We start from the raw sequence: 12,966 nt of genomic DNA on the forward strand, positions 1-12,966 counted from the left end.
CAGCAGGCCGTTGGTGTTCTCGTTCGCACCTCTTTGCGGGGGCGACCCGCCCCGATCCGTCTGCCTTCCCCACGTAGAGCCTTCCCGTGCTGGTGTCGGCGATCAGGTAGATGCCCTGCACGGACCCAAGAGCGGTTCGCCATATTGCGTACCGCGGGTCACCCATGACGGTCTGCAGCTCGGCATGGCTGAGCAGGACGCTGTCGAAGCCGGGGAACGGCACCGCGTCCGGGTCGGCAATCTGCACGACGGGCAGGTGCGCTGCCGAGGTCCCGCTCTTGCTCCAGTTGATGGCGTCCTTGCCCCATTCGATGACGAGCCGACCGAGGAGGGAGGACAGGACCGCGGTCTCACGCAGGTCGTAGAACCGGTGCTCACCCGTGCGTTCCTCCACGACCTCGCCGAAGTTCTCGAAGACAACGAGGAGACGCGAGCGGCGCCCGCCACTGGCGAGGAAGCACACCCAATACCGCGGCGGATTCCTCGGGAACTTGGACAGCCGACTGCGATCTCGTATATCGACGAAGCCCGTCGGGCGTCTGATCGTCCGGACCGAGCGCGTCGCCCCCGACCGTATGCCGGATGACGACAACGTCGTTGTCCGGCTCGCTCGGTCCGAGCCGTGGTCCGACCACCTCCGGCCGCCCGTCGACTGTTTCGGTCCGGCTGCAGGTGAGCCCAGAGTCAGCACGGTCCAGCACGGTCCAGGGCCATCCGCGACGATCTGCTGACAAATTGCTGACAAGACGACAGCGAGGCCAGCTTCGGGATTCCGAAACTGGCCCCTGACCTGCAGGAACGGGTGGAGCTGTGGGGATTTGAACCCCAGACCCCCTCGATGCGAACGAGGTGCGCTACCGGACTGCGCCACAGCCCCAAACGGACGGGTGCGAGGTTATCAGGGAGAAGTGCATCGGCCCGGACCCGCCGGGACGGGTCCGGGCCGAACAGGAGTTCGTGGGCTAGACAGCCCGGACGTTCTCCGCCTGCGGGCCCTTGGCGCCCTGGACGATCTCGAACTCGACGCGCTGGTTGTCCTCCAGCGTCCGGTAACCGGTCGTCTGGATGGCCGAGTAGTGGACGAAGACATCGGCGCCGCCGTTGTCCTGGGCGATGAAGCCGAAACCCTTTTCGGCGTTGAACCATTTCACGGTGCCCTGGGTCATGCTGTTGTGCTCCTTATGTGCCACACGGTTGATGAGTCGCAGAATCGCGACCCCGGCGGCAACACCGGCTTCCTGAACAAAAAACGCCCTACGGACCGGGGTGTCCGCGGGCGTTCGAGAACGTTCGGGGAACTACTTGGCTGCAACCTGGGGGGACGCTAGCACACCCGGGTGTCGCAACTGTGACCTGACGCGGCGCACGTTCGTGCCGTTCCTGCAGGTCGGCTCACTCGGACGGACCAGCACGACCCCGTACGAACCGGGGCACGCCTACCGTGAAGCGCCATGATCAACGTCCATTTCCGGTGGCGTACCGCCCGCCGGCCGCAGCCCGAACCTGACCGGTCCCGGGCGCTGCGCGGCGAGCCCGGCCCCAGCCACCTCGACGCGGGGCGCTGGCGCGCCGCGTTGCCCGAGGACGCATGGCCCCGGCAGTTCCCGACCGACGGACAGCTGTGGCGGCGCGACGTGTTCGCGATCGCCTACCGCTGGCGCGACGGTGAGGCCGGCGCCCGCGAACTGCTCGGTGCGACGTTGATGTGGACTCATGCCGACAACCCGCACGGCCGACGCCGTGCGCTGCGCACCCTGGCCGACGATCCCACCGGCGAGCGCACCGAGCAGGCGCTGGAGGTGTTGCGCAACGAGCGGCTGTCCATCGCCGACCTGCGCACCGCCTACCTGGCGTTCCGCACCACCTGTCGACTGCGCGAGTTCGACGGGGACATGGCCACCCGGCTGCTTTATTTCGCCGGATACCGCCGCGGCGGACCAGGTGTGCAGCCGTTGATCCTCAACGACGAGATCGCCGCCCGCCTGCCGGATTCCTCGGGGGTGTCCAACCCGGACAACCGGGGCTCGAGCCTGGAATGGCTGCGCTACGTGGCCTGGGCCGCGGCTCAGGCCGGCGAGCACGTGGAGCCGGAGCTGGTCGAGATGGACCTGGTGGGTGGTGGATTGCGCTTCGGACGCACGCTGCAGGAGGTGCGGATCCCGCACCAGCGGGATCGGGCGGCCAGCATCTCCGGTCGTTGATGAGCACTCTCGGCCGCTGACCCAGCTCTCAGGCGGCGAACGGCTCCGGGCCCTGCGGGGCCTTGTCCGAACCGCCGCGCAATCGGGCCGGGACCACCCGACTCCAGGGCAGCGGAGTCCGACCCAGCGCCCACGTCACGGTGGCCAGCAGCAGGCACGCGATGATTCCGTCGATCCAGTAGTGGTTCGCGGTGCCGACCACGGCGATCACGGTGAATGTCGGGTGCAGCAGCCACAGCCAGCGCCACTTGGATCTGCAGGAGGCGATCAGGCCGGCCGCGACCAACATCGCCCACCCCACGTGCAGGCTGGGCATCGCCGCGTACTGATTGATCAGCGTGGCGTGGTTGGGATCGCCCGCGTAGACATTCAGCGGTCCGTACAGCTTGGCGGTGTCCACGAAACCCAGGTCGGTGTACATCCGCGGCGGGGCCAGCGGGAAGATCAGGTGCAGAACCAGCCCAATGGCGGTCATCGAGATCATCGCGCGCCGCACCGCGGGGTAGATCAGCGGACGCTTGAGGAACATCCAGATCAGGAATGCGATGGTCGCCGGGAAGTGCACCACCGCGTAGTAGACGTTCGCGAACTCGGTGATCCAGTGCGCGGTGAGCAGCGAGTGTTGCGCCGCGAGCTCACTGGGCAGGCCCATGACGTGTTCCCAGTGCAGCACTTTGCGGCCGTTGGCCAGTGCGGTGGTGGCGTCGTGGTTGTCGAGCAGGCGACCGAACTTGTAGACGCAGAACAACAAGGTCATCGCGATCAGCTCGCGGGAGAAGGTGCGCAGCGCAATGGGCTCGGCGCGGGCCGCGGCCGAAGTGGGCTGCGCGGTGTCGACCACGGCGTCCTTGCCTCCCGTCCTTACTCGGGTGCGGCGGGGACACGATCTCCTAGCCCTGACCTGACCGGGACGGGTCCAGGACAAACCGGATGACGAGTCGACCGAGAATAGCCGAATTCGGGGCATCCGCCAGGTGACCTGCGGGGCTACCAGCGGCGCTCGGGCCCGTGACGTGGGGCAAATCGGTGGCGATGTGACCGGGACCACACAAAAATTCTCGGGTTCTGTTCAGCCTATCGCGGTCCGGAGGGCGGCTGGGCCTCGATGGCGGCCGGGCCGGTCCAGTAGTAGCCGGCCGGAGCGAGGGTCCACCCGGGGTCGCTCGGGCTGACCGCGGCGGCCGCCGCGGTGCGGTGCGGACGTCCCCAGGCGCTCACCGGCAGTGAGGCAACCACTCGAATGAGATCGGGTCGGTCGGCCCGGGACAAGCCCGCCACCGCCGCGCTGAGTGCCTCGGCGGACACCGAGGTGCCCGGGCGCAACACCAGGGCGGCAGCCAACCGGTCCGGGCCGCCGCCCGGGTCCTCCTCGGCGTGCGCGACAACCAGCTCGACGTTCGGCAGCGCCCCGAGGGCGTCCTCGGCGGCGGCCGGCGCGGCGGCGCCGTTCCTGGTGTGCACCAGATCGGTCAGCCGGGCCACCAGCCAGTGGTCGCCGTCGGCATCGCGGCGGAACAGATGCTCGGTGGACGACCAACGGTCGGCCGGGGAGAACAGGCCGCGCAGCAGCCGATCGCCACCCGCATTCGGCCCGGCGGCCGCCACCAATAGCCCGACCTGGTCGTCCGCGCACTCCACGGCGAAGCCGTCCGGGCCGGTGACCGGCCGGGACTTGTCCACGTTCCACCGGATCAGTCGCACCTCGGCGCTACCCGGCAGCGGACGACCCTTGGCGCCGACCTTCACCCCGCTGGTGTTGGCCAGCACCACGTCCTGCTCGCCGGTGGCGAAGAACTCCAGCACCCCGACCGTTGGGAAGCGATCCCGCACCCGCCGCCACAACCAGCCGGGCATGCCGGAGCCGACGAACAGGCGCACCGGGTGGTGGCGTTCGGCCGGACCCGGCGTCGCCTCGATCAGCGGGCGTAGTGAGGTCCAGGTGTAGGGGACAACGGTGACTCCATAGCGACGCACCTCGGTCCAGAAAGTCTGCGGGTCGGTCGCGCCGGCCATTGCCAAGCGCGCGCCCCCGGCCAGCGCGCCGCCCACCGCGGTGAGCAACCCGCCCGCGTGATGCAGCGGCGCCAGGTTGTACACGGTGTCGGTGCTCCGCAGCCCGGCCGCGGACGCGGTGCCGAAGGCGGACAACGCCCAGCGGCCGTTGGTGATCCGGGTCATCCGGATTTCCCGGCCCTCGCCGGCGAACAACAGGAAGGCCGGATCCCCGGCGCGTCCGGGGTTCGGCGTATACCAGGCGGGCAGCGCGACCGCGTCCGGGTCGATGGCCTCCAGGTCGATCACCCCGCGCCGCGGCTCGCGTTCTCCGCTGCCCAGCAACAGCACCTCGAGCCGGGCCGCCCGGGCGGTGGACAGGTTTTCCGGGTCCGCGATGGTGCGCTGCAGCCCGGCCAACGCCACCTCTCGGGACGTGGGTCCGTCCGGGCGGAGCAACACCGCCACGGCGCCGATCCGGTTCAGCGCGGCGATCGCGGTCAGCGCGCTGGGCCGGGTCCGCATCAGTACGCCGACGTGCTCGCCCTGGCCGACGCCCACCGAGAGCAGTCCCCGCACCACCGCGTCCACCCGGGCCTGTGCGGCGGCGTAGGTGTGGCCGCGCCCGTCATAGACGAAGAAAGTGTCCTCGCTGTTGCGCCGGGCCCGCTCGGCGAGCAGGGCGCTGACCGAGGCGCGGCCGTCGTTGCGGGCGTGCTCCAGCCGGGCCAGTCCGGGCACGGCCTGCACCACGCCCACCACCGAGCCGGCGGCGGACCTGGCGCGGTCCAGGGCGGACAGGCCGACGGCGCGGGCCGCGGACAGCAGGGCGGCGGTGCTCTCCACCCCGGCGCCGATCGGATTCGGGATGCCCTCGTCGGCCGCGTCCTCGTCGCCCAGCGGGCTGACCGTGTCCGGGTAGGGGCCGCTGCCGTCCTGATAGGCCAGCCACCCGGCGACCGTCGGCCAGGTGCGCCGGGACGCGCCGCCGCCCACGACCAGGCCGAAGTGGCCGGTCGGGGTGACGCATTGATGGACGTCCGCGGCCGGGGCGGCCCGGACGATGGCGCGCACCGAGGCCGGCGGTGCGATGGTGTCCACCGAGCCGACGAAGATCAACACGGGGCAGCTGATGTCGGCCAACGTGGCAACCACGTCGCCCACCACCAGACCACCGGACAACATGCGGTTGTGCGCGACGAATTGTTTGACCAGGTCGGCCACCGCGGGGCCGGGGTAGGCCACGTAGCCGTGGTTGTCCAGGAACTGGCGTTGGCGTTCTCGGGGCAACAGCGCGTCCCGATCGTGCAGCTGGCGCAGGAAGTCCAGCCGACCGCGCACCGACTTCACCGGGTCCAGCAGCCGGAAGCCGAATCGGCTCGCCCAGGCGGGCAGGCTGACGTGCACCAGCACGTTGTCGGCCAGCGCGGCCAACACGTCGCTGACCATCTGTTCAGAGAGCACGCCGAAGACCCGGCTCGCGCGAAAGTCGACGGGGGAGCCGAAGGTGACCAGGCCGGCGAGATCTGCCGAGCGCCGGTAGGCGGCGGTTTGGTAGGCGAACATGCCGCCCTGGGAATAGCCACCCAGGTGTACCGGGCCACCGACCTGCTCGACCACCCGGTCGACGGCCTCGCTGACCGCGCGGACATGGTCGGCGACGTCGCGTTGCAGACCACCCTGCTCGTGTTCGGGGGCGCCGAAGTCCACCACCCAGGGGTCCACCCCGGCCCGGTGCAGAATCGCCACGGCGCTGGTGGCCGGGGACACGTCGTAGACCTCCGCGCTCATCATCAGCGGCGGGACCAGGATCAATGCCGGGCCGGTGGCCGTGCCCGGCGCGGGCGGGAAGTAGCGGCGTAGCCGGAACATCGAGGTGTGCGCCACCACGTCGAAGGGGCTCGGCGCCTCGCCGGTGTCCAAACCGCCGAAACGGGCCAACTCCAGCGCGTTGCCGGCGGCGGACCACAGTTGGCGCGCCGGTCGGGCCAGCAGGTCGGGCACCAACTCCATCAGGGCCTCAGATCCAGGTGCGGAACCACATCCGGGCCAGCCAGTCCGGTCTGGACAGCGTCCCGGCGGATAACAGCGGATAGATGTAGAAGAAGTTCACCACGACCAGCACCACCACCGAACCGGCGGCAGTCGCGCCGACCAGGCGGCGCCGGGCGCCGGCCGGCGCGGGTGCGGGTCCAATCATGGCGCCCAGCGCCAGCACCAGGCCGAGAATGAGGAAGGGCAGAAAGTCGATCGCGTAGAAGTAGAAGACCGGACGTTGCCCGTAGCGGAACCAGGGCAGCCAGCCCGCCGCGATGCCGGCCAGCACCGCGCCCGCCCGCCAGTCGCGGGCACCGGCCCAACGCCAGACCATGTACAACGCCGCCAGGCAGGCCGTCCACCACAACACGGGCGTGCCCAGACCGAGCACCTCACGCACGCAGGACGAGGCGTGACAATCGGATTGGCCGTAGGACAGGTCGGTGGAGTAGTACGCCACCGGACGGGCCAGCACCGGCCAACCCCACGGGTTGGACTGGTAGGGGTGATGCTCCGTCAGATGCGTGTGGAAATAGTCGATCTCATGGTGGTAGTGGATCAGCGAACGCAGCGCGTCGGGCATCGGGAAGCCGCCGGAACGGCCCCGCGCCCACTGTCGGGACCAACCACCGTCGGTGACCAGCCAACCGGTCCAGCTCGCCAGGTACACCACGCCCGGCAGGAGAGCGAACGCGCCGACGGCGCCGGGCAGATCGCGACGGAGGGTGGCCCGCGCCGCACCGCGCCACCCGCTGATTTGTCGGCGCAGGCCGAAGTCCCAGAGCAGGGCCATGAGTCCGAAGGCGGCCAGGAACGGCAGCGCGGACCACTTGGTGCCCAGGGCGAGGCCGAAACAAACACCCGCCGCCCAGCGCCAGGGACGAGGTAGATAGCGCGGGCCTGCCCGGCCCTCGCGGACGTGGTCGCGGTCGATGACCAGGCAGCCGAACGCGGCCAGCACGAAGAACGCGAGGATCCCGTCCAGCAGCGCGGTGCGGCTCATCACCACGGCCAGCCCGTCCAGGGCGAGCAGCAGACCGGCCACGCAGCCGAGCACGACCGAGCGGGTCATTCGCATCGCAATACGGCACAGCAGAAACACGGACGCGGTGCCGATGACCGCGACGGACAACCGCCAGCCGGTGGGGTTGAGCCCGCCGACGGCCTCGCCGAGGGCGATGAGCCACTTGCCGACCGGCGGGTGCACCACGAACGTGGGGTGCCCGGTGAAGATGTGCGTCTGCCCGTCGAGCATCTTCTGATCGGCGTTGTCGATGTAGGCCTGCTCGTAACCGTGGTGCAGCAGGCTCCAGGAGTCCTTGACGTAGTAGGTCTCGTCGAAGACCACCGCGTGCGGCCGACCCAGCCGCCAGAACCGCACGATGGCGGCCAACAGGGTGACCAACGCCGGACCGAGCCAGGCCCACAGGCCGCCCGGCATCGGCTCGATCAGCGACCGCGGGTGCAGCCGCTTCGACCCCGACGCGACGTCGGGCTCCGTCCGCACCCCCTGCATCACCACCGGCGCCATGCTACGGAGGCCCGGCCCTGCGCCCGGCGAACCGGTGCGCGTGTCCGATCAAGCCGACAGCCCCCACCTGTCCTGAGGTGTGCGGCTATCCCACGCCAGTGATAGCCCCACACGCCAGGAGCGGAGGTGTCGCGCGTGGAAGATGGGGGCGTGGAGTCGCAATCGGCGGGAGTTCTGGTGCTGGCCGGGACGCCGATCGGCGACCCGGCCGATGCGACCCCGCGGTTGCGTGCCGAACTGGAGACCGCCGATGTCATCGCCGCCGAGGACACCCGGCGGTTGCGTCGCCTGGCGGCGGCGTTGGACGTGAGGCTGAGCGGGCGCATCGTGTCGTATTTCGAGGCCAATGAGGTCGGGCGCACCGCGGGTCTGCTCGAGGAGTTGCGCGGCGGCGCGCGCGTGCTGCTGGTCACCGACGCGGGGATGCCGTCGGTGGCCGACCCCGGCTATCGGCTCGTCGCCGCCGCGGTGCAGGCCGGGATAGCTGTCACGGTGGTGCCGGGGCCGTCCGCGGTGCTCGCCGCGCTGGCCGTGTCGGGGCTGCCGGTGGACCGCTTCTGCTTCGAAGGGTTCCTGCCGCGCCAAGCCGGGCCGCGGCGCAGTCGGTTGGCGGCGCTGGCCGACGAGCCACGGACGCTGGTCTTCTTCGAGGCCCCGCACCGGCTGGCGGCCTCGCTCGGCGCGATGGCTTCCGCGTTCGGGGCGGACCGGTCGGCGGCGGTCTGCCGGGAGCTGACCAAGACATATGAAGAGGTGCGCCGCGGCGAACTGGGGGAGCTCGCGCGGTGGGCGGCGAACGGGGTGCGCGGGGAGATCACCGTTGTCGTGGCCGGCGCGCCCGAGACGACGGTGGACCCACAGACCGTCGACCTCGCCGGCCTGGTGGCCGCGCGGCAGGCCGCGGGCGCGGACCGGAAATCAGCGATCGCAGCGGTCGCCGTGGCCACCGGCCTGCCCAAGCGCACCGTCTACGAAGCCGTGGTGGCGGCCAAGGGCCGCCGGTAATGGCGCAGAGGTCGTCACACGCGTCCGCCTAGGATCACCGGCATGCCCTCCACGCCCCGGCACATCCTCACGGCCGTCGCCTGGCCCTATGCCAGCGGACCACGCCACATCGGCCACGTGGCCGGTTTCGGTGTCCCGTCCGACGTGTTCAGCCGCTACCAGCGGATGGCCGGGAACAACGTGCTGATGGTCTCCGGCACCGACGAGCACGGCACGCCGATCCAGGTGGCAGCCGACAAGGAGGGGGTCACCCCGCGGGAACTTGTCGACCGCTACAACCTGGTCATCGCCGAGGATCTGCGCGGCCTGGGCCTGTCCTACGACCTGTTCACCCGCACCTCGACGGTGAACCACTACGCGGTGGTGCAGGAAATTTTCCTGGGCCTGCACCGCAATGGCTACATCGTGCCGAAGACCACGATGGGCGCGATCTCGCCGTCCACCGGTCGCACGCTGCCCGACCGCTACATCGAGGGCACCTGCCCGATCTGCGGGTACGACGGCGCTCGCGGCGATCAGTGCGATAACTGCGGCAACCAGCTGGACCCGGTCGACCTGATCAACCCGGTGTCCCGGATCAACGGCGAGACGCCGCTGTTCGTCGAGAGCGAGCACTTCTTCCTGGACCTGCCCGCGTTCACCGAGGCGCTCGGCGCTTGGCTGCAGTCCAAGGGTGGGGACTGGCGGCCCAACGTCATCAAGTTCTCGCTGAACTTCGTCGAGGACCTGCGCCCGCGGGCCATCACCCGCGACCTGGACTGGGGCGTCCCGGTGCCACTGGACGGCTGGCGCGACCGCTCCGACAAGCGGCTCTACGTCTGGTTCGACGCCGTCATTGGCTACCTGTCGGCGTCCATCGAGTGGGCCCGTCGTACCGGTGACCCCGAGGCCTGGCGGGCGTGGTGGCAGAACCCCGACGCCGAGGCCTACTACTTCATGGGCAAGGACAACGTCGTCTTCCACACCGTGATCTGGCCCGCGCTGCTGCTGGGCTATGGCGGTCACGGCGCCAGGGGCGGCACGCCCGGCGAGCTGGGCGACCTCAGCCTGCCCGACGAGGTGGTCTCGAGTGAGTTCCTGACCATGGAGGGCAAGAAGTTCTCCTCCTCGCGCTCGGTGGTGATCCTGGTCAAGGATTTCCTGGCCCGCTACCACGCCGACGCGTTGCGCTACTACCTCGCGGTGGCCGGCCCGGAGAACGCGGACACCGATTTCACCTGGTCGGAATTCTTGCGGCGCAACAACGACGAGCTGGTGGCCGGCTGGGGCAACCTGGTCAACCGCACCGTTTCGATGGCGGCGAAGAACTTCGGCGAGGTTCCGGCAGCCGACGAACTTCTGGATATTGACCGCGAAGTGCTCGCAATTGCGAGGGCCTCATTCGAAACGGTGGGTGCTTCGCTGAACCGGTCGCGACAAAAGGCGGCCATCACCGAGGCCATGTCCGTGGTCGCCGCGGCCAACAAGTACCTGTCGGACACGGCGCCGTGGAAGCTCAAGGAAGACCCGGCCCGGCAGGCCACCGTGCTGCACACCGCGCTGCAGCTCATCGATGATTGCAAGGCGCTGCTCACCCCGTTCCTGCCGCACTCCGCGCAGCGGGTGCATGAGCTGCTCGGCAATTCCGACGTGTGGTCCGGGCAGCCGGAGCGGGTCGAGGTCACCCAGGAGGGCGGCGAGCCCTACTCGGTGCTGCGCGGCGACTACCGCACCGCGGCGGTGTGGGGTTCGCGGGAGATCACCGCGGGCACGCCCTTGGCAGCGCCCACCCCGATCTTCGCGAAGCTGGAGGATTCCATCGTGGCCGAGGAATTGGCCCGCCTGGAGGGCGGCGGGTGAGCCCGGTCCGCGGGGAGTCCACGCCGGCCGAGTTGCCACCCGCACCGGAGCCACTGCGCGTTCCGGTGCCGGATTCCCACACCCACCTCGATCTGCAGGAAACCGAGGTGGGCGACGCGGTGGCGGCGGCCGCGGCCGTCGGGGTCAACGTGTTGGTGCAGATCGGCATCGATGTGCCGTCCTCGCAGTGGGCGGCCCGGGTGGCCGCCGAGCACCACGCGGTCTGGGCCACCGTCGCGCTGCATCCCAACCAGGCCCCGCGGCTGCCCGGTGCGGCGTTGGAGACCGCGCTGGGCCAGATCGACGCCCTCGCCGCCCTCGACGTGGTGCGCGGCATCGGGGAGACCGGCCTGGATTATTTCCGCACCGGTGAAGACGGCTGGGCCGCTCAGCAGGAGTCATTCCGACGTCACATCGACATTGCGAAACGCCACCAAAAGACGCTGGTCATCCATGATCGCGATGCCCACGACGACGTATTGCGAATTCTGCGTTCCGAGGGTCCGCCGGAGCGGGTTGTGTTCCATTGCTTCTCCGGCGATGCGGAGATGGCGAAAGCGTGTACGGAAAGCGGATACGTCATGTCTTTCGCCGGAAATGTCACATTTCGGAACAATCAGTACTTGCGTGACGCGCTGGCCCTCGCCCCGGTCGACCAGATTCTGGTGGAGACCGACGCGCCGTTCCTGGCCCCGCTGCCGCATCGTGGGCGCCCCAACGCGCCGTACCTCATCCCGTTGACGCTACGCGCAATGGCGCAGGTCAAAGGCATGGACGAGGAAAATCTCGGCACCGCTGTGGCCGCCACGGCGGCCCGGATGTTCGGTCCGTTCTGAGGCGACACGCCCGGCTCGGCGTGTCGCGCAGCGCGTGTCTACCACCCTGGGTGACATGTCTCTCACGGAGTGCAAAGGCGAGAGCGATTCGTCCCAATTTGAACGGTGTGTCGCCCTCGGCAAGCCCGAGCAAAGCTCTGTTCGTTCGCCGGTGGACGCAACTGTTGCGCCGTTTACAGTCCAGCGGTGCCCGAGAGACGGGCGTGGCAGGAATTTCTAGATTGGTGACGTTGATCACTTTCGTTTATTGATCAAGCGTGTTTGCCCATCTATGCGATTTCTGGTTAGTGTCCACGATCATCAGCCGGGGTCGGCCCCACCGCCCGGAAGCGCCCTGACGCCGCCGCCTCAGGAACCGCCGCTTCCGAGCCGCCGTGCCCGGGGGGATCGAGGGCTGGAGTCCTGTGCCGACGAACAAACCATCAGCTGCTACGCGCTGGGCGGTCCACGCCCTCGTGTTGGCGGCCATGGTTGCGGGCGTTTCCGCATTCGTGAGCTTTGACAAGACCGTCCAACTGACGGTGGACGGCAAGACCAACAAGGTGCACACCTTCGCCTCCAGTGTGCAGGGTGTGCTGGCCCGCCAGGGCATCGCCATCGGCCCGCACGACTCGGTGGTGCCCGACCCGGGCGCCCATGTCGGCGAGGGGCAGCGCATCGCGGTCCGCTTCGGTCGACCCCTCGACCTCGACGTCGACGGGCAGGACCGCAAGGTCTGGGTGACCGCCACCAACGTCAACGAGGCACTCGATCAGCTCGGGCTGCGCGACGAGAACCTGTACGTCTCGGCCTCGCGCTCCGAGCCGATCGGCCGCAAGGGCCTGGCGCTGCGCGTGCTCACCCCGCGCGACGTCACGGTGATCGCCGACGGGCGCACGCGTCACCTGCAGACCGCCGCGGGCACGATCCGCGAACTGCTGCTGGCGACTGGCATCACGCTGGACCCGCAGGACCAGGTGAACCCGCAGCTCGAGGCGACTCCGATGGACGGCGCGATCATCCGCGTGGTCCGCATCGACACCAAGCTGATGACCGTGAAGGTCGACATCCCCTTCCAGGTCAAGAAGATCCCGGACAAGACGATGTTCCCCTGGGAGCGGAAGGTCATCACCAAGGGTGTGCCGGGCCTGAAGGAAGTGACCCTCAACCTGGTGCGCCGCGACGGCAAGCCGGCCGGCAAGAACACCCTGGCGAGCCGAGTGCTGCGCCAGCCGGTCACCGAGATCGTGCGGGTGGGCACCAAGGCCGGCAAGTACGCCGTGGTGGCCGGTACCGGCCGACTGAACTGGGCCGCACTGGCGATGTGTGAGTCGCACGGCGACCCGCGTGCGGTCAGCCCAGCGGGCCCGTACTACGGCATGTACCAATTCAGTGCCTCCACCTGGCACTCGGTCGGCGGCCACGGCAAGCCCACCGAGGCCGGCGCGGAGGAGCAGACCTACCGAGCGCAGCTGCTCTACAAACGCGACGGCGCTCATCAGTGGCCCGTCTGCGGGCGTCACCTGTACGACAAATAGCCTCGCCG

10 protein-coding genes and 1 tRNA gene are annotated in these 12,966 nt (G+C 69.5%); 5 read left to right on the forward strand and 6 right to left on the reverse strand.

Annotation, left to right across the window (positions count from 1 at the left end):
• The 3 genes from VGJ14_17715 to VGJ14_17725 form a co-directional block, all read right to left on the reverse strand.
• A partial coding sequence (locus VGJ14_17715) for a hypothetical protein (protein ID HEY2834267.1) occupies positions 1 to 394 on the reverse strand: 394 nt, incomplete at its 3' end.
• A gap of 409 nt (positions 395 to 803) precedes the next feature.
• Positions 804 to 877 (reverse strand) — tRNA-Ala (locus tag VGJ14_17720).
• Between the two features lie 85 nt (positions 878 to 962).
• Positions 963 to 1,166, reverse strand: coding sequence for a cold-shock protein (locus tag VGJ14_17725; protein ID HEY2834268.1), 204 nt, complete (start codon positions 1,164 to 1,166; stop codon positions 963 to 965).
• Between the two features lie 285 nt (positions 1,167 to 1,451).
• Between VGJ14_17725 and VGJ14_17730 the strand changes: the two genes are divergently transcribed.
• Complete coding sequence (locus VGJ14_17730) at positions 1,452 to 2,201, forward strand: hypothetical protein (GenBank protein HEY2834269.1); 750 nt, start codon at positions 1,452 to 1,454, stop codon at positions 2,199 to 2,201.
• Positions 2,202 to 2,229: 28 nt separating this feature from the next.
• Here the strand turns inward: VGJ14_17730 and VGJ14_17735 are convergent, their stop codons facing one another.
• From VGJ14_17735 to VGJ14_17745, 3 genes are all read right to left on the reverse strand, one after another.
• On the reverse strand, positions 2,230 to 3,042 hold the full coding sequence (locus VGJ14_17735; protein ID HEY2834270.1) for a phosphatase PAP2 family protein: 813 nt from the start codon (positions 3,040 to 3,042) through the stop codon (positions 2,230 to 2,232).
• A 233-nt stretch (positions 3,043 to 3,275) separates the two neighbouring features.
• On the reverse strand, positions 3,276 to 6,206 hold the full coding sequence (locus VGJ14_17740; protein ID HEY2834271.1) for an AMP-binding protein: 2,931 nt from the start codon (positions 6,204 to 6,206) through the stop codon (positions 3,276 to 3,278).
• Positions 6,207 to 6,213: 7 nt separating this feature from the next.
• Positions 6,214 to 7,746 carry a phospholipid carrier-dependent glycosyltransferase gene (locus VGJ14_17745; protein ID HEY2834272.1) on the reverse strand — a complete coding sequence of 511 codons (1,533 nt, stop codon included), beginning with the start codon at positions 7,744 to 7,746 and terminating at the stop codon, positions 6,214 to 6,216.
• Positions 7,747 to 7,911: 165 nt separating this feature from the next.
• Between VGJ14_17745 and rsmI the strand changes: the two genes are divergently transcribed.
• The 4 genes from rsmI (at position 7,912) to VGJ14_17765 (ending at position 12,958) form a co-directional block, all read left to right on the forward strand.
• Positions 7,912 to 8,766, forward strand: coding sequence for a 16S rRNA (cytidine(1402)-2'-O)-methyltransferase (gene rsmI / locus VGJ14_17750; GenBank protein ID HEY2834273.1), 855 nt, complete (start codon positions 7,912 to 7,914; stop codon positions 8,764 to 8,766).
• Between the two features lie 42 nt (positions 8,767 to 8,808).
• On the forward strand, positions 8,809 to 10,605 hold the full coding sequence (metG, locus tag VGJ14_17755; GenBank protein HEY2834274.1) for a methionine--tRNA ligase: 1,797 nt from the start codon (positions 8,809 to 8,811) through the stop codon (positions 10,603 to 10,605).
• On the forward strand, positions 10,602 to 11,441 hold the full coding sequence (locus VGJ14_17760) for a TatD family hydrolase (GenBank protein ID HEY2834275.1): 840 nt from the start codon (positions 10,602 to 10,604) through the stop codon (positions 11,439 to 11,441). The genes metG and VGJ14_17760 overlap by 4 nt, the downstream gene beginning before the upstream one ends.
• 491 nt (positions 11,442 to 11,932) lie before the next feature.
• Positions 11,933 to 12,958 carry a ubiquitin-like domain-containing protein gene (locus tag VGJ14_17765; protein ID HEY2834276.1) on the forward strand — a complete coding sequence of 342 codons (1,026 nt, stop codon included), beginning with the start codon at positions 11,933 to 11,935 and terminating at the stop codon, positions 12,956 to 12,958.
• The last annotated feature ends 8 nt before the right edge of the window (positions 12,959 to 12,966 follow it).

It is taken from the genome of Sporichthyaceae bacterium (genome assembly GCA_036493475.1).
Lineage (GTDB): Bacteria > Actinomycetota > Actinomycetes > Sporichthyales > Sporichthyaceae > DASQPJ01.